Annotated in this window: 18 protein-coding genes and 1 pseudogene; 12 read left to right on the forward strand and 7 right to left on the reverse strand. The window is 48.1% G+C overall.

What is annotated here, in order from left to right:
- Positions 1–63: 63 nt before the first annotated feature.
- Positions 64–582 carry a universal stress protein gene (locus HRE53_RS29620; protein ID WP_212667081.1) on the reverse strand — a complete coding sequence of 173 codons (519 nt, stop codon included), beginning with the start codon at positions 580–582 and terminating at the stop codon, positions 64–66.
- Between the two features lie 370 nt (positions 583–952).
- Here HRE53_RS29620 and HRE53_RS29625 point away from each other — a divergent pair, with 370 nt between their 5' ends.
- The 12 genes from HRE53_RS29625 to HRE53_RS29680 all read left to right on the forward strand — a co-directional run bounded on the left by HRE53_RS29625 (position 953) and on the right by HRE53_RS29680 (position 11,584).
- Positions 953–2,026, forward strand: a complete 1,074-nt coding sequence (locus HRE53_RS29625) for a universal stress protein (protein WP_212667080.1) — start codon at positions 953–955, stop codon at positions 2,024–2,026.
- A 71-nt stretch (positions 2,027–2,097) separates the two neighbouring features.
- A complete protein-coding gene (gene hoxE, locus HRE53_RS29630) occupies positions 2,098–2,607 on the forward strand; it encodes a bidirectional hydrogenase complex protein HoxE (RefSeq protein ID WP_235111825.1) in 510 nt (169 codons plus the stop codon).
- Positions 2,608–4,272, forward strand: coding sequence for a NuoF family protein (locus tag HRE53_RS29635; protein ID WP_235111826.1), 1,665 nt, complete (start codon positions 2,608–2,610; stop codon positions 4,270–4,272). It begins immediately after the preceding gene.
- Positions 4,273–4,612: 340 nt separating this feature from the next.
- A complete protein-coding gene (locus tag HRE53_RS29640; RefSeq protein WP_235111827.1) occupies positions 4,613–5,362 on the forward strand; it encodes an amino acid ABC transporter substrate-binding protein in 750 nt (249 codons plus the stop codon).
- A 299-nt stretch (positions 5,363–5,661) separates the two neighbouring features.
- Complete coding sequence (locus HRE53_RS29645) at positions 5,662–5,853, forward strand: hypothetical protein (protein WP_212667077.1); 192 nt, start codon at positions 5,662–5,664, stop codon at positions 5,851–5,853.
- Positions 5,854–5,893: 40 nt separating this feature from the next.
- The gene (gene hoxU, locus HRE53_RS29650) at positions 5,894–6,613 is read left to right on the forward strand and encodes a bidirectional hydrogenase complex protein HoxU (RefSeq protein ID WP_212667076.1); all 720 of its coding nucleotides are present in this window, start codon (positions 5,894–5,896) and stop codon (positions 6,611–6,613) included.
- A gap of 141 nt (positions 6,614–6,754) precedes the next feature.
- The gene (locus tag HRE53_RS29655; protein ID WP_212667075.1) at positions 6,755–7,300 is read left to right on the forward strand and encodes an oxidoreductase; all 546 of its coding nucleotides are present in this window, start codon (positions 6,755–6,757) and stop codon (positions 7,298–7,300) included.
- A gap of 94 nt (positions 7,301–7,394) precedes the next feature.
- Positions 7,395–7,919 carry a CBS domain-containing protein gene (locus HRE53_RS29660; RefSeq protein WP_235111831.1) on the forward strand — a complete coding sequence of 175 codons (525 nt, stop codon included), beginning with the start codon at positions 7,395–7,397 and terminating at the stop codon, positions 7,917–7,919.
- Between the two features lie 46 nt (positions 7,920–7,965).
- Positions 7,966–8,574, forward strand: coding sequence for a polymer-forming cytoskeletal protein (locus HRE53_RS29665; RefSeq protein ID WP_235111832.1), 609 nt, complete (start codon positions 7,966–7,968; stop codon positions 8,572–8,574).
- Positions 8,562–9,395, forward strand: a complete 834-nt coding sequence (locus HRE53_RS29670) for a hypothetical protein (RefSeq protein WP_235111834.1) — start codon at positions 8,562–8,564, stop codon at positions 9,393–9,395. The genes HRE53_RS29665 and HRE53_RS29670 overlap by 13 nt, the downstream gene beginning before the upstream one ends.
- A 39-nt stretch (positions 9,396–9,434) precedes the next feature.
- Positions 9,435–10,061 (forward strand): CBS domain-containing protein, encoded by a 627-nt coding sequence (locus tag HRE53_RS29675; protein ID WP_212667073.1) that lies wholly within the window; start codon positions 9,435–9,437, stop codon positions 10,059–10,061.
- A 38-nt stretch (positions 10,062–10,099) separates the two neighbouring features.
- Complete coding sequence (locus tag HRE53_RS29680; protein WP_212667072.1) at positions 10,100–11,584, forward strand: Ni/Fe hydrogenase subunit alpha; 1,485 nt, start codon at positions 10,100–10,102, stop codon at positions 11,582–11,584.
- 43 nt (positions 11,585–11,627) lie between these two features.
- Here HRE53_RS29680 and HRE53_RS29685 read toward each other — a convergent pair whose 3' ends face one another.
- From HRE53_RS29685 to hypB, 6 genes and pseudogenes are all read right to left on the reverse strand, one after another.
- Complete coding sequence (locus tag HRE53_RS29685; RefSeq protein WP_212667071.1) at positions 11,628–11,858, reverse strand: HypC/HybG/HupF family hydrogenase formation chaperone; 231 nt, start codon at positions 11,856–11,858, stop codon at positions 11,628–11,630.
- Positions 11,849–14,354, reverse strand: a pseudogene (hypF, locus tag HRE53_RS29690) (carbamoyltransferase HypF). The gene HRE53_RS29685 and the pseudogene hypF overlap by 10 nt, the downstream one beginning before the upstream one ends.
- Positions 14,355–14,409: 55 nt before the next feature.
- The gene (locus HRE53_RS29695) at positions 14,410–14,892 is read right to left on the reverse strand and encodes an adenosine-specific kinase (RefSeq protein ID WP_212667069.1); all 483 of its coding nucleotides are present in this window, start codon (positions 14,890–14,892) and stop codon (positions 14,410–14,412) included.
- A 31-nt stretch (positions 14,893–14,923) separates the two neighbouring features.
- Positions 14,924–15,592, reverse strand: a complete 669-nt coding sequence (locus tag HRE53_RS29700) for a DUF1614 domain-containing protein (protein ID WP_212667068.1) — start codon at positions 15,590–15,592, stop codon at positions 14,924–14,926.
- Between the two features lie 29 nt (positions 15,593–15,621).
- Entirely contained in the window at positions 15,622–16,113 is a 492-nt protein-coding gene (locus tag HRE53_RS29705) for a host attachment protein (protein ID WP_212667067.1), read from the reverse strand.
- A gap of 51 nt (positions 16,114–16,164) precedes the next feature.
- Positions 16,165–16,986, reverse strand: coding sequence for a hydrogenase nickel incorporation protein HypB (hypB, locus tag HRE53_RS29710; protein ID WP_212667066.1), 822 nt, complete (start codon positions 16,984–16,986; stop codon positions 16,165–16,167).

Genomic DNA, 16,986 nt, shown 5'->3' on the forward strand with positions numbered 1-16,986 from the left:
CCGAGAGGCTTGCGAAAGTGCGATGAAGTTGAGAGCCCAGGTGCTTTTACCCTTTCAGTCTGTTCAATGGGAGTCTTCTGAAACAACCGTTTCTCCTTGAATGACCAAGACAGAACAAGGGGCATGGTGGACGATATGGTTGCTGACACTCCCCAGTAAGAGTTCCTTGAGTCCTGTGCGACCATGGCGACCCACGATAATCAGATTAGCGTGCCAGTCTTTAGCCCATTCGCAAACCTGAGGTCCAGGATTGCCTAATTCGGCCTCAAAGGTTGTCTTTATACCTTGCTGCTCTGCTTTTAAGGAAAATTCCAGTAACCATTGTTTGGCTTCCGCAATTTGTGCTTCCCAGGCTTGCTGTGCCAACTCGTAATCCACAGCAGATGGAGAAAGGTAACCTGATTCTAAAGGGGGCCCTAGGGGTGAGATCGTTGAGTTACCCAAGGGATTAATTTCTGCCTCTACACCATGAAATAGCTTTAGCTCAGCTGAATGTAATTTTGCTTCTGCCAATGCCTGCTCATAAACAGCGGGTTGAAGGAATGAAGTATCTAGTGCAACCAAAATGCGATGGTATCTCATCAGGATTCCTCCACACAAATAACAACCGTCTGGACAGTTCCGATCAACCCCTTATACCTCCATGGTAGAGCTTTATTTTCTTGTCAGTCACTCAACTTAGCACTTGTCTGGTTGCTATCATTCGTCCCAAGATTGTGAAGCATACTGGATGGTTTGAGTAATCCCTGATGACAAGGGCTCGAAATTTTCTCTAGACATGAATGTCTGGGTTGCAGCTAAAGCTCATATTTTCCTCAATATCTTGTTCTATAACCCTAAGCAGGAAACGTCCAGGATAGATGTTTGGGTCGGTCTTCCCTTCTAGAAGGTCGACGGAAATTGGAACTATAAGTAGATATATAACTGGAGCTGGATGCTTTGGGAGGTTGTCATGTCAAAAAAAATTCTGGTGGCTTTAGATCACTCCGCCTTTAGTCAGCAAACCTTTATGCAGTCTGTGGTTCTAGCTAAGGCAACCCATGCAAAGCTCTTATTATTGCATGTCATTTCCTCGACTGAGGAGGGATATCCTCCGTATCCTCTGATGCCAGGCGTATTAGAGGAGTTTGACCTGTCACATACTGGGGTCGTAAACTCTTATCTCAATGACTTAGATGTCTTCAAAGCCAGCAGTCTTGAGTTACTCAGATCTCGAGCCAATCAGGCAAAAGAAAAGGGTCTTACCGTTGTCTATCAACAATCTTTAGGAGATCCAGGCAGGGAGATTTGTGAAATAGCCCGACAATGGCAAGCCGATACGATCATCATTGGACGACGCAGTCGAAACTTTCTCAGCAAACTTCTATTGGGCAGTGTTAGCAATTACGTCACACATAATGCTCCCTGCTCAGTCCTGATTGTCCACCACCAAGATGTCCCCGAGTTCATCCCCAAACAATCCATAAATACCCTAGCGGCGAATCAACAGTCTTCCGAAGCATGGCGCGAAAAGTTGTCTTACCGCAGTATATTAGTGGCCATGGATGGGAGTGCCATAAACCCACAAATCTTTAATATGGCGATAAACGTTGCCAAATCAATGTCCACGGCTAGGCTGATGTTGCTGCATGTCTTGCCACCGGATATTGCCAAAGTTCCCATTTCTATCACCCATCCAACCGCTTTTACTCAGCAACGGCTGGATGACTATCCTAGTTTGCGCGATGACATCCTCTACAGCCAGCAACGACAGTGGAATACCTATGATAGTGATTGCCTACCCCAATTGCGTTCCTATACTGCGATCGCAAGGGAAGCAGGTATTCCGACTGAATTTATTCAACAACCCGGATCTCCCGGCGAAATCATTTGTGAGTTTGCCAAGAACCGATCATCAGACTTAATTCTAGTGGGTAATCGGGGTCGTTCTGGACTCAGCGAAATGCTTCTTGGCAGTGTGGGGAAATATGTTGCGAACCATGCGTCCTGTTCTGTAATGGTTGTGCGTCCTCAGCAGCCGGCCTGAAGACAACAGACATGCTCTAAGAAAAATGCAGAGCTATCCAATGACAGTTAAGTGAAGGGAGTCAAACTATTGTGGATGGCAAACCTCATCCCAATAAAGATCATCGTTTTAGGGTGTTAGAGGCAACGATGAAACGGCATCAATATCAGCCCAATTCTCTGATTGAAGTTCTCCATAAAGCTCAGGAATTGTTCGGATATTTAGAACAAGATGTCCTATTGCATATTGCCCACAGTTTGAAGTTACCTCCCAGTCAAGTCTATGGTGTGGCCACGTTCTATCACTTTTTCTCGCTAACCCCCTCTGGACGTCATACCTGTGTGGTTTGTATGGGAACGGCATGTTTTGTAAAAGGGGCTGCATCACTCCTATCAACCGTGGAACAGATCGCTCAAATTCAAACTGGGGAAACCACCAGGGATGGATGCTTATCACTCAGCACTGCTCGTTGCTTAGGGGCCTGTGGGAGCGCTCCTGCTGTGGTGTTGGATGGTCAAGTTGTCGGCTATCAAACCTCAGAAAAATTGGGTCAGCAAGTCACACAGATGATGGGCCATCCTCAATGTAAGGTAGCAACATAAATGGATTTACAAGAGCTACAAACTCTAGCTAAGCGAGAACAAGAGATCCTCAGTGCTCCCTGCATCCGCTGTTGTACGGTGGGGGGCTGTTTATCTGCTAATGCATTAGAAGTAAAAAAACAAATCGAAGTTGCGATCTCAACACAAGCCCTCACCCCTCCCATTCAAGTCCGGGGGGTAGGTTGTATGGGACTATGTAGCCGAGGTCCCCTAGTCCGCCTAGACCCTTCAGGCATTCTCTACGATCAAGTGACCGCCGAGAGCGTCCCTGAACTGGTCCACGCCTGTCAAGAAACCCTCCAATCCAATCTTCCCAAAGAGTTACCAAACAATACTCCCCTCTCTTCGCCTCAACCCTCCTCTTATCAGCCCCGACATCACCCTTTTTTCACCCTTCAACACCCCATCGTCCTTGAAAACAGTGGCCACATCGACCCTAAGGAAATTAAGGAATATATGGCCAATAAAGGCTATATAGCCCTCTACCAGGCACTTTATGATATGACCCCCAGTGAAGTGATTGATCAGATTACTCAAAGTGGTCTACGAGGGCGAGGCGGCGGCGGTTACCCCACAGGCTTGAAATGGTCAACAGTTGCCAAAATGCCCCCAGGACAAAAGTATGTGATTTGCAATGGTGATGAAGGAGACCCTGGTGCTTTTATGGATCGCAGTGTCTTAGAAAGCGATCCACATCGGGTGTTAGAAGGGATGGCAATTGCAGCCTATGCTGTCGGCGCCAACCAAGGCTACATCTATATTCGAGGTGAGTATCCCCTCGCCATCAATCACCTCGAAACGGCCCTTCGTCAAGCTCGCAAGCAAGGTTTACTCGGCAGTCAAATTTTTGAGTCCCCCTTTGACTTTCGGATCGATATCCGCATTGGTGCGGGTGCCTTTGTCTGTGGTGAGGAAACAGCCCTAATGGCCTCCATCGAAGGGAAGCGCGGCTTACCTCACCCCCGACCACCTTACCCTGCTGAATCCGGACTTTGGGGTTGTCCAACATTGATTAATAATGTGGAAACTTTTGCGAATATCGCTCCTATCATTCGCAACGGTGCTGAATGGTTTGCTGGGATTGGCACAGACAAGAGCAAAGGTACCAAAGTCTTTTCCTTAGCGGGCAAGATCCAAAACACCGGATTGATTGAAGTACCCATGGGTACCTCCCTGCGTCAAATCGTTGAACAGATGGGCGGGGGGGTCCTTGATGGATCGGCTAAAGCAGTGCAAACCGGTGGCCCCTCAGGGGGATGTATTCCCGTCCATGCCTTTGATACGCCTGTAGATTATGAGTCTCTAACCCGTTTGGGGTCCATTATGGGGTCTGGTGGGATGATTGTCATGGATCAGGCCACCAATATGGTGGACGTCGCTCGTTTCTTCATGGAGTTTTGTATGGAAGAGTCCTGTGGCAAATGCGTTCCCTGTCGGGCAGGAACGGTTCAGCTTCACCAGTTGCTCACAAAAATCTGCGAAGGGAAAGCAAGAACAGATGATTTAGAGTCTCTGAACCAACTTTGCGAAATGGTCAAGGATACTAGCCTGTGCGGCCTTGGTAAATCTGCCCCAAATCCCATACTAAGTACCCTACATTTTTTCAAAGATGAGTACTTAGAGCTTATGCATAATAAGGCATCTGACGATCATCACTCCTCATAGAACTACGTCAGACTTGGGCTTGAAAATATTAGGCTTTGTCAGCACAAAAACGATTCAACTAATTATTACAAAACTCAAAATATGTTCTTTTTTTCTATAAACTTAGTCCGAATTATTCAGAATACGAGCATGCAATATCCTGTTGATCCAAACCGCTTCCCTCATCCCCTTGTAAAGGTTTGGGGGGCGAGGAGTTAGGCTTACTTTACTGACCACCCTTTGTAGTCTCTTCACCATAGCTAACCCACAGCTTGTTTCTGCAGAAACGGTCCTCGAAAAAGTAGCTCGTACTGGCACTGTAACAGCTGGAACTAATAAAAATGCTCTCCCCTTTGCCTTCATGGATGAACATGGGCAATTTCAGGGTTACTCAATCGAAATGTTGAAACAGGTACAGGCCCAATTATCAAAAACGCTTGGAAAAGAGATTGAGCTAAAGTTGATTGCTCTTACCCCTAGCGATCGAATTCCTAAATTAGTCACAGGTGAAGTAGATATTGTCTGTGATGCTAGCAGCTATACCTGGGAAAGGGATAAGGAAATAGACTTTTCCGTTAGCTATAGTCTGACAGGAACCCGCTTGTTGATGAAGAAGGGGAGTGAGGCATGGGAACCCGAGGCGTTGGCCAATAAGAAAATCGCCGCTGTTGCGGGCACAACAAATGAGATTGCGATTCGCCGTACTCAATCCCGAGCCCAGATCATCGCCATCCAAGATCATGCTCAGGGATATAAAGCATTGCAGCAGGGCACCGTTGATGCCTTTGCAGCCGACGGTATTTTACTAGAAGGCTGGCTACAAAACAGCCAGAATCCTGAGGACTTTAATGTTGTTGGGTATTTTTCAAGAGAGGGAATTGCCTGCATGATGCCTGAGAATAATTCCAAATTTGTTGATCAAGTGAATTACGCTCTAGTACGTTTCATGGAGGGTTACTTAAAGGGCAAAGAACCCTATGTCAAAACTTTTGACCGTTGGTTTGGTCCTGAGGCTAAACTCCCTCTCACTCAAGACCTCAGATCTTTAGTCCTAGAAACCATGCAATTGGTCATTGATTTTAAAGAAGAAATTCCTGAAAGCGATCTTTAGGTAACCTACGGTGCACGGTTTTCTAGCAGCACAGTAACCTGATTAGGCTAAAGTCAAGCAACCCTCCAATCAGTTGATTCAAATAGGGCATTGAGAAATATATAGCAATACTTGCGAACTGCTGTGGGGAATGGTTTGCAATGTTTCTGTTTTATCGAACTTGGACAGCATACCGCTCACGTTTTCCTCATATTGTCTATATAGCCTCAAATTAAGAGGTCAGATGTCACATCCTATGAAAACTGACATCTTTTCCTCAAATTTTTCTCTATATAGTTTAGTTGTGAGGACATTCGATAATGGCAACACTCCAGGGTAAATCTCTATCCATACGATCCTTAAGCAAAACGGTTCGACGCTTCCTTAGCTATATTGCTCAACCGATTCTCCGTATCTTTAGTCCTTCCCATGATGACTATCCAGAGGTGGGAATCCAACCCTTTGAAGGCGATCCAGCTGATCCAGATCTAAACCAGGAGAATTCTTGGTAAGGACTGGGTACACAGCAAAAGGAGAAAGCAGGTATGGGCTATGGCTGTTAAGACCCTCAAGATTGATGATCAACTCATCAGTGCACGGGGTGATGAAACAATCCTTGAAGCCGCTACAGCTTCAGGGATTCATATTCCGACGCTATGCAACTTACAGGGCGTTTCCTTATGGGGAGCCTGCCGACTTTGCCTAGTAGAGGTTAGTGGAAATTCTAAGCTATTGGCCGCCTGCGTCACGCCAGTGGCAGAGAGGATGATCGTTCTAACCCAAACAGAACGGCTTAAACACTATCGACGCATGATCGTGGAGCTGCTATTCGCGGAAGGGAATCATATCTGTTCAGTGTGCGTTTCCAATCACCACTGCGAGTTGCAAGATCTTGCCATTGAGATGGGGATTGATCATGTGCGTTTTACCTATCAATTTCCAGATCGCTCCGTTGATATTTCCCATCCTCAATTTGGCGTTGATCATAATCGCTGTGTTTTATGTACTCGCTGTATTCGAGTTTGCGATGAGATTGAAGGGGCTCATACCTGGGATATGGCAGGTCGAGGTCGGACTTCCCGAGTGATTACAGATTTAAACCAGCCTTGGGGGGAAGCCGAGAGCTGTACCGCTTGTGGAAAGTGCGTCAATGCCTGTCCAACAGGAGCCATCTTTCGTCGTGGTTCAACTGTTGGGGAGATGGAACATGATCGTACCCAACTTGAATTTATTGCTACTGCTAGAACGAGGCGGGAATGGATTCAAAAGTGAGTGAGAAATACCAAACAAAACAGTGAAAGGAAATCAGTTTTGAGGTTGGAATCGTGAGTTTGAATGCATCTCTTGAACATGCAGTCGAACTTAAAAGTGAGCACTCATCATGCACAACTATTTTTAAAGTATGGAGGCAGAATGGCAAAACTGAAGTTAGCGACTGTTTGGCTAGGAGGATGCTCAGGATGCCATATGTCTTTTCTGGACCTTGACGAGTGGCTATTTGAGTTGGCCCACCAGATAGATCTTGTTTACAGCCCCTTTATGGATGCCAAGCAGTATCCACAAGAAGTAGATGTGGCATTAGTCGAAGGCGCAATAGCCAATACAGACCATTGGGAGATGATTCATCGAGTCCGAGATTGCACTCAATACCTGATTGCCTTTGGGGACTGTGCCGTTACTGGGAATGTCACAGCGTTACGTAATGTTTTGGGTACAGCGGAGAGGGTTCTTGAGCGGTCTTACATCGACATGGCAGATCTGGTGCCCCAAATTCCTGCAGAGGAAGAGATTGTTCCCCCTTTATTGGATCGGGTTCAACCCGTGCATACCGTTGTTCCCGTTGATCTCTTTTTACCGGGTTGCCCGCCATCACCTTCTCGAATCCAATTGGTATTAGAAGCGCTACTGCAGGGGAAGAAGCCTCAACTCGAGGGCCGAGATCAAATTAAATTCGGGTGATCACAATCTCATTCAATGGTCAATGACCTCTGCTCGGTTCCTATCAATCGTGGACGTATTAAGGAGAACAAAGATACTTAAAGTTAGAGACATTATGACCCAAGAGGTGATTGCGATTCAGGATACAGCAACCGTGGCACAAGCCATTGCCCTGATGCAATACCATAAAGTCCGCTCCCTCATTGTTGAACACCCTGAGGGACAAACTGCTTACGGTATCATCACTGAGCGAGATATTGTTTACCAAGTCTTGGCTGTCGGCAAAAATCCCCATGAAATTGGCATTCAAAAGCTAGTTCGCGAACCTTGTATTACAGCCCATCCTGATCTCACTGTGGAAGAATTAGCTCAATTACTTGCAGAATCAGGCATTCAGAGAGCACCAGTGATTGATGAACAGCAGCTTTTAGGCATTGTATCCGTGACCGACTTAGTGATGAAAACGGATGGGAAGCATAACTATCAAGCCAATTGGCTTGCTCAGCAAATCGACAATGCCTTAAAACATGCCCGGATTATTTGTGGTGACCCGCAAACCCAGATTTCAAAAGAATGTTCTGTGGCCTGGGATGTGGTTGAAGCTTTTGAAGACCAAGCTGCCTTAAACGGAGCTATTTAGCCCTTCAGAACAGGCTACTTTATCACTTTCAGTGTAGGTACCTCAGATGCAAACTAAACCATCGAGACAATATTTTAGACAAGTGCTGTTGTTTCTAATGGCCTTGGTCATTGCCCCATTGCTATTAGCGGTTTCTGCGGTTGGAGCCCCCAATTTCGTGACGCAAGATCAGATCACCGTGGAGGCTACAGAGGTCATTCAAGGTAACTATTATGCAACTGGGGACCGTATAACGGTTGACGGAACCTTAAAAGATAATCTGTTTGCAGCAGGAGAGACCATTCAACTATCGGGCACCGTTGAGAAGGATGTTTACTTAGCAGGTGATGAAATAACGATTGATGGCACTGTTAAAGGTGATGCTATTCTGGCTGGCGCTTTGGTTGCCCTCAATGGGTCTGTTGAAGGGGATTTAATCGCTGCAGGGCAAGCCGTGGTGGTGAACGGAACGGTTCAAGACGACGTGCGGATAGCAGGAGAGGCACTGCTTCTCAAAAATCAGGCTCGGGTGAAAGATGACATGATCGCCGCAGGGCTGAGCCTGGAAAGTCAACCCCAAACGTCCATCGGTGGCACTCTCACAGTTGCGAGTGGTCAGGCACTACTGGCAGGAACGGTTGATCAGGATGTTGTGGGGGGGGTATGGGAGGACTAACCTTAGAGGGGACAGTGGGTCAAGATATGGCCGTTACCGTCGGCGACAACCAGACTTGGAAACCTATATTCGGACCTAGCCCTCGCCTTAAGATTCCTGATGTGCCGGCAGGATTAACCCTCACAGATTCGGCCCAAGTCAAAGGTCGGTTGACCTACAAATCACCAACTACTGCCTCCCTAAATGATGGATCGCAAGTGACAGGTAAAATCACGCATCAACCGATTCCAGAATGGGAACCGACGCCAGCCAAGCCGACGAATATCGTGCTAGATCAACTGCAACGCTTGCTGACGATTGGGTTAGTGGGATGTGCCTTGCTTTGGGCATTTCCAAAGTGGACAGAAGGATTAACTCAGAATATTCAGACTCGACCGTTGAGAACGTTGGGTTGGGGCATTGTGACCAGTGTGTTGGTGGGAGTAGCGAGTGTTGTGATCGCAGTTCTGACCATCCTTGCATTTATTGTGCTTGTCTTGACCCTCCAAGGACTAGCCTGGCCCGTTCTGGGAGTCGGAACCTTGGCTAATCTGGCCCTATGGGTCGGTATTGGCAGCTTCGCGAGTTTGATTGCTCCCGTATTAATCAGCGATCTGGGTGGACGCTGGCTCAGCAGCCAATTCAACCTGCATAAGACAGCAAACCGATTTATCCCATTCCTGATGGGGGTAGTGGTTCTGATGTTAATTACCGCTATTCCCCTCATCGGCGGAATTATGAGCATTGTCATTGTTCTCTTGGGCTTAGGTGCCCTCTGGAATTGGGGAAAGTCACGGTTGGTTAAGCCCCGCTTGCAAGCTCAGGAGGCACCAGTGGGGTGAGTTTGGATAGGACTGGCATAAACGCTTGGAGAAACAACAATGATGAAAGTTGCAGACATTATGACTACGGAAGTCATCAAAATTCGGAATTCGGCGAAGGTGGCTGAGGCCGTCCGATTGATGCGACGGCATGGGATTCATGCCCTCATTGTTGATAGGAACCATGAGCAAGATGCTTACGGAATTGTGACAGCCTTCGATATCGTTGCCAAGGTAACGTCCTTTGGCCGTGATCCACGGCAGGTGAGAGTCTATGAAATTATGACGAAACCTTGTTTGGTGCTCAATCCGGAACTCGGGGTCGAATATGCCGCACGATTATTGACCACCAGCGGTATTCATGCCGCACCCATTATCCAGTGGAATCTGCTGGGCATTCTCTCAATCTCTGACATCCTGGATCAAAGTGACTTCTTGGAAAACCCCTTAGAAGTGGAGCTTGCTCAGAAAACACAACAGTTAATTGCTGACGCTCACGCTATCTGTCAACGACAGGGAGCCGATTCTAAAGCCTGTCAACAAGCTTGGCAGGACGTTGATGCAGTCCAAGCGGAAGCGGCTCATCAACGTGCCGAAAAGCTTGAAAAAACTGCTTTTGAAGCGTTTCGTGAGGAGTACCCAGAAGCCTATAAAGATCGAGAGTATGATGCCTGGTGTAGTGGCTAGCTGACTCATGTGTAACCTAAAAAAACAGAAAATTCATAATGCCTCAGAGAATCATCATTGATCCGGTCACTCGGATTGAAGGCCATGCCAAAATCTCGATTTACTTGGATGACGCGGGTGAAGTCACAGATGCTCGATTTCATGTGACGGAGTTTCGGGGATTTGAGAAGTTTTGCGAAGGCCGACCATTTTGGGAGATGCCGGGAATTACCCCGCGCATCTGTGGGATTTGCCCTGTGAGTCACCTGCTAGCGTCGGCGAAAGCCGGAGACCAAATTCTTGCAGTTCATATTCCTCTAGCGGCAGAGAAATTGCGCCGCTTAATGAACTTAGGTCAGATTATTCAGTCCCATGCCTTGAGTTTTTTTCATCTGAGTAGTCCCGATCTACTGTTGGGGTGGGAGAGTGATCCGGCCCAACGGAATGTGTTTGGCCTGATGGCCGCAGAGCCGGAACTTGCCCGCAGCGGTATCCGGCTACGCCAGTTTGGACAGGAAGTGATTCAGCATTTGGGTGGGCAGAAAATTCACCCGGCTTGGGCTGTCCCTGGAGGTGTACGATCGGCTCTAACCGGCGAGGGACGTAAACAAATCCGAGCTGGGTTGTCAGAGGTACGGTCAACGGCCCTTTCAACCCTAAATCGGTTTAAAGACCTGTTGGATAGACATGCTAGTGAGGCTCGAATTTTTGGTAATTTCCCCAGCTTATTTATGGGGTTAATCAATACAGAGGGAACCTGGGAACATTACCATGGCTGTTTACGCTTTGTGGATAGTGTCGGAAATATCATTGCAGATCATCTTGATCCGTGCCAATTCCATTCCTTTATTGGCGAAGCGGTTCAGGCTGATTCTTATCTAAAGTCACCCTACTATCGACCCTTGGGCTATCCTAATCAGTCTCCAGGATTGTGCCGTTTGGAGAGTGGCATGTATCGGGTGGGACCTTTAGCCCGACTGAATGTCTGTGATCGCATGGGCACTCCCTTAGCCGATCAAGAATTACAAGAATTTCGACAGCGGGGCAATGGGACCGTTACATCTTCTTTCTTCTACCATTACGCCCGCTTAATTGAGATTTTGGCCTGTATTGAGCGCATTGAGCAGAAATTAGAAGATCCAGAACTCTGCAAGTCCCCCTTGCGAGCCCAGGCAGATGTCAATCAACTAGAAGGGATTGGGGTAAGTGAAGCACCGAGAGGGACATTGTTTCATCACTATCAAGTAGATGAAACGGGGTTACTCCAATCCGTTAATCTGATCATCGCCACGGGGCAAAACAATCTGGCGATGAACCGCACCGTTGCCCAGATTGCTCGTCACTACCTCCATGGACCGGATATTCCTGAGTCAATGCTCAATCGAGTCGAAGCAGGCATTCGGGCCTTTGATCCTTGTTTAAGTTGCTCAACCCATGCGGCAGGCCAGATGCCAATTCATATCCAATGCAAAGCGGCAAACAGTGGCCGAGTCCTGAGCGAGGTGTGGAGAACCTCAACGGGGGAATTTCAGGTCAAAGGTTGAGAGTATCAATACTTTTGTGAAAGCTCGTTTCCCTCGGGCAGGCTCAGGGGTTGATATTATGCAAGAGCTGTAAGGTCCGCTCAGCTTCTTCAACATCAATGACGTTCAATGCAAACCCTACATGGACAATGACATAGTCCTCAACCTCAGCATTTGGAACATAGGCAAGACTGACTTCTTTCAGAACGCCCCCAAAACTAACTTTTCCGGTCCGTAACAGCGGGTCATCATGATCCAAGATGCTAACAATCTTGCCTGGTACAGCTAAGCACATGGTGAATCTGCCTCCACAAAGGGCTGTTGTCTGTAAAAAGTCTCATTGACCTTGGGAAAGCGGCCAATATAGTGGCGATGAGCGGCCATGACTTGTCCGAGGGCAATCCCCCCATCATTGGTAGGCACTTGTTGATGCCAGTAGGGTCGAAACTGATTCTCCTGCAATTTGTGGATGACTCTTTTACTCAAATATTGGTTTTGAAAACATCCTCCTGTGAGCACAATACATGGCTCTCCAATTTGATGGGCAATCTGGACAATAATTTCGACCAAAGTATTGTGAAACTTAGCTGAGATCCAGCTCGTATCAACTCCTTGGTCAATCTCTGCCAGAATTGCCATCAGCATCGGTTCCCAATCCACCACTAAGGGCGATGACGTGGAGATAAGGAAAGGATAATAGTCTTCCGTTTCAGCCTTGCCCAAGATTGACTCTAAGGTCATCGCTGCTTGACCCTCAAAACTAGTGGTTTGAACCAGATTAGTGACGGATGCGATCGCATCAAAGAATCGCCCCACACTTGAAGTCAGGGGGGTATTGAGGGACCGATCTAGCATTGCCTGCAATACCTTTGCGGACTGCGGGGAAAAAGCATTCAAGGGAGCTAACCCTTCCCCCTCAAAGATTTGGGCACCCAAGCAGGTATAGAGCAGCCCCATCGCCGATCGTCTGGGCTCACGAGCGGCCAGGTCACCACCGGGTAAGAGAAAGGGACGCCAGTAGCCGACCCGCTCAAATCCTGATGGCGTGATTCGGAGGAATTCTCCTCCCCAGACGGTCCCATCCAAGCCGTAACCCGCTCCATCCCAAGCAATACCCAGAACAGGTGCTTCTAAGTGGTGCTCTGCCATGCAGGCCAATACATGAGCATAGTGATGTTGCACTGATAGTAAGGGGACTTGCCATTGCTGAGCCAATGCTTGGGCAGCTTGGGTGGAAGCATAATCTGGATGAGCATCACAGGCGATCAGGTTAGGTTGGCACTCGTAGAGCTGAAGTAACGCCTGTAGGGTTTGCTGAAAACGGTCGAAGGAGGGCACGGTGTCCAGATCGCCCAGGTGTTGACTTATAAAAACGTGATCGTCTAAGGAAAGGGCAATGGTGTTCTTCAGATGAGGGCCGACCGCGAGGATAGTGGGGAGTTTTGAGTTTCGGGTAGATTGTGGCTTTGGAGATGAGGGTTTAGATCTGGAGGGCAGAGATGGAAGAGTGATACATATGGGAAGCGGAGCATATCCTCGGGCACGGCGACGGAGTTGAGGTTGCCTGTTGATGACTTGGACAATTGAGTCATCTACAGGGTGAAGAATAGGGCGATTATGGATCAGAAAAAGATCAGCGATAGATTTGAGGTGATGCAGGGCTTGTTCCGAATTGAAGCAGATGGGTGCACCATTGAGATTGCCGCTGGTGGCAATAAGGGGGGAAGTCGAGGGCAGCCATCAGCAGATGATGAATCGGGGTGTAGGGTAAAAATATGCCCAGGCGGCAGCAACCTGGGGCGACTTCATCAGCAAGCCGGTCCTCCTGAAAGAGGTGTCTTCGCTGGAGTAAAACGATGGGAGCCTTGGGAGATTGCAACCACTCCGCCTCCAGTTCAGACACCTCACAGATGTTTCTGACCCGTTCCAAAGATGGATACATCAAGGCAAAGGGTTTATCGGGTCGCTGTTTGCGCGTTCTTAGCCTCTTTACCGCCTCTGGATTTCGAGCATCGACCAACAAATGGAAGCCCCCCACTCCTTTCACAGCGACGATCTGCCCCTGACGAAGAGCTGCAGCGGCTAACCCGATTGGCTCCAGTTCTTCTCCTGCTTCCGCCTTCTCCCCATGTCTTAACTGAGCACCCTGTCCCGGTAACTGATTGCGAACCCAGCGTTCCCCCCTGCCAATGCCCTACTTCAACGATAGGGCCACAGGTGGGACAGGCAATCGGTTGTGCATGAAATCGGCGAGATAAGGGATTCTGATACTCGGATAAGCAATCGGGGCACATTTGAAAGCTCGCCATTGCGGTATTGCCGCGATCGTAGGGTAAGGCTTGAATAATGCTATATCTCGGGCCACAGTGCGTACAGTTGATAAACGGGTAGCGATATCTGCGATCACAGGGGTTGAACAGTTCACGGAGGCAATCGGCACAAGTGGCGACATCTGGCAGCAAGAAGGCGGATTTAGGGCCTTGTTGGCTGGGACGAATCGTAAAGGTTCCCTCACCCAGAGGTGGAATATACGTTTGCTCGATGGTCTCAATTTCAGCGAGAGCAGGGGGATTGGCTTGAAGTTGAGTTAGAAACGGGTTCAACTGATCAGGGCAACCTTCCACTTCAATCACCACCCCCTGGGCATCATTCGAAACCCAACCCCTTAATTTCCAGTGGGTTGCTAAACGGAAGATAAATGGCCGAAACCCTACGCCTTGAACAGCCCCTTGAATCTTTAGTTGGAGGCGCTGATGGGTCATCGTCAGTATCCATTCACATGATCATTCATAACAAGGCTGCTTTGATGGAGAAGGCTAATCCGTTAAAGACCCCATCTTTAGAGCCTAAAATTTATAGCCAATTTGGCGAAGAAAATCTTGACGTTCCAAGATGTCTTCTTCTCCTTCCACCCCTTTAGGAGAGAAGCCATCAATCACGCCTAACACCCCAGCACCTTGGTCCGTCTGGGCAAGGATGACTTCTACAGGATTAGCCGTGGCACAGTAAATGGTGCAGACCTCTGGGGACTGCTGAATGGCATTCAAAACGCTAATGGGGTAAGCATCTTGCATCAATAGAATAAAACTATGACCCGCAGCGATCTTCTTGGCATTACTGACGGCGATGTCTTGGAGGGAGGGGTCGTTGCCAGCAAACCGGATCAGACAGGGCCCTGATGCTTCGCAGAAGGCCAGACCAAATTTTGCCTGTGGGCAAGTTCCAACCATAATCTCGTATAAATCCTCCACTGTTTTAATAAAATGGCTTTGACCCAAGATTAAATTTGTATTTTCAGGGATGTCTAGGGCAACGGTAGTCACTTCCATAGTGCTTAGCCTCACAACAAACGTAATGCCTTTAAGTCAACAAAAGGGCAAACAAACCACATAGGGCAATTCCGTCAAAAACCCCGGCCCCGCCAATACTGAGGACACCGCCACTCATAGCTGTAATATCCCTTAGATGTAATAAATCTGCACCGATTAACGTTCCTAAAATGCCCCCAGCAAAAGCAGTCGCTGGAGCATGGCTCATTCCAAATAGCATTGCTGTTAATGCCGCAGTCAAAGGGGCGAGTAATGGGTTCATCGTAATCCCAATTCCAGGGACGATATGGGCGGCATAGAAACAAACAACCGTCACGACAGATGTAATCAGCAAGATGGCTGCTGGATTGGCCTGTCTAAATTGGTAAACGGCCAGAATAATGGGGATTAAGCAACCTCCTACATTCAGGGCTATGACCTTTGTCTGTTTCATTTCGAGCAAAGGAATACCCCAGAATTGACGTTGGTAGTACATCAAAAAGTCGTCCATCCCATGCATAGGTGAGTCCATACGATAAAGAGGGATATTGAGGGTGCTGCCCAAAATAACTAAGACCAATAGTGCGAGGGCCACTTGAGGCGTAAATCCTAACTTTGCAGCAGCAAGTTGAACGACATCAATCGTCAATACCAGCCAGACAAAGGGTAGGAACAGTAAAAATAAGAGAAATAGCAGTAGAGAAACGGGTAAATAGATCATATAAAGTATCCTCACCGTTCTAAAAAGTCTTATCTGACCTGTTTAGCTAGCCTGGGTAACAACTGTTGATCGAGTAGGTATTGGTAGATCTCTGAAACAGATAAGTTACACAGATCCTTCGCGACTTCTGTGGGGACAATGGCTTTCGGTAACGTTGCCATTAGCGTGGGCCGTAAATGCCCCAGAATTTGTGGTTCAGCCACTAGCAGGATGTGTTGGATGGGGTAGGTATGAATGAAGTGGCTCATCCCAGCATTGATCGCATGGGCAAACCGTCGATCAAATTCCTTGAGGTGCCTTTGACGGTGGTCGTCATACCCATGACTTTGGCGGGTTGCCCCCCGATTGCCTCCGCTTTTGCTACTCGTCCATAATTCGCGCCCCACCTGACTCTGGATGGGATTGAGCAGTGCCTGTTGTTCCACTAGACGAGGACCAGAGTATTCAAGGGGTGGGGGATCTCTTAAGGTGAGAAAACGAGCGGTTGTTTTATTTACAATCATCACCAGATATTGGCTCATCTGATCACTCCTTCAGCAATTGCAAAATGGATGAATCAGTTCCCTCTGGGGCTAGTTTGAGGATAGTCTACCAATCTGTAAAACTTGTGAGTTTTGGGAGCGAGACAATGGTCCATTTAGGCCTTGGCGACACTGGTCCAAATAGGCATACCAGGCATGCATACCCGCTCCTGTTCGGGCCGATACCTCAAAGAGGGTCGCTTGGGGGGCGATTTGTTGGAGATTTGCGATCGCAAGGTCTCGTTGCCATCCCACAGCCTCTGCAATATCCGTCTTATTGATCAAAACGACCTGAGCCGACTTGAACATTGCTGGATATTTTTGGGGTTTGTCTTCGCCCTCGGTAACAGACAGGACGACGACTCTGATTTGTTCTCCTAAATCGAACGCAGCGGGACAAACGAGGTTGCCGACATTTTCAATCACAAGGAGATCCCAAGGTTTGGATGGGAGTTTGGATAAAGCGTGGCTCACCATACTGGCTTCTAAGTGGCACGCTGTCCCCGTTGTAATTTGGACAGCTGATACCCCAGCATGGCCTAATCGATGGGCATCATTATCCGTCGCTAAATCGCCAACAATGGTCCCGATTTGCCAATTATTCCGTTGATCTTGAGCAAGTCGCTCAATCAAAGCTGTTTTCCCCGACCCCGGCGAAGACAGAATATTCACCACTAACCAGCCCTGTTGGTGAAACAGGGCTCTATTCTGATCCGCAATGCGATCATTGTGCTCCAGAATCTTAGCGTGCAGGTCAAGGTGGCGTACGCTGGGTGTTGGAACTTCTAAGCTTGTTGTTGTTTTGTTCGGTTGAGGATCATGGCCTTGATGAATCTGGACAGATCCAGCACTACAACCGCAATCTTCACACAT

Origin of the sequence: Acaryochloris sp. 'Moss Beach' (assembly GCF_021497025.1) — a bacterium.
GTDB lineage: Bacteria > Cyanobacteriota > Cyanobacteriia > Thermosynechococcales > Thermosynechococcaceae > Acaryochloris > Acaryochloris marina_A.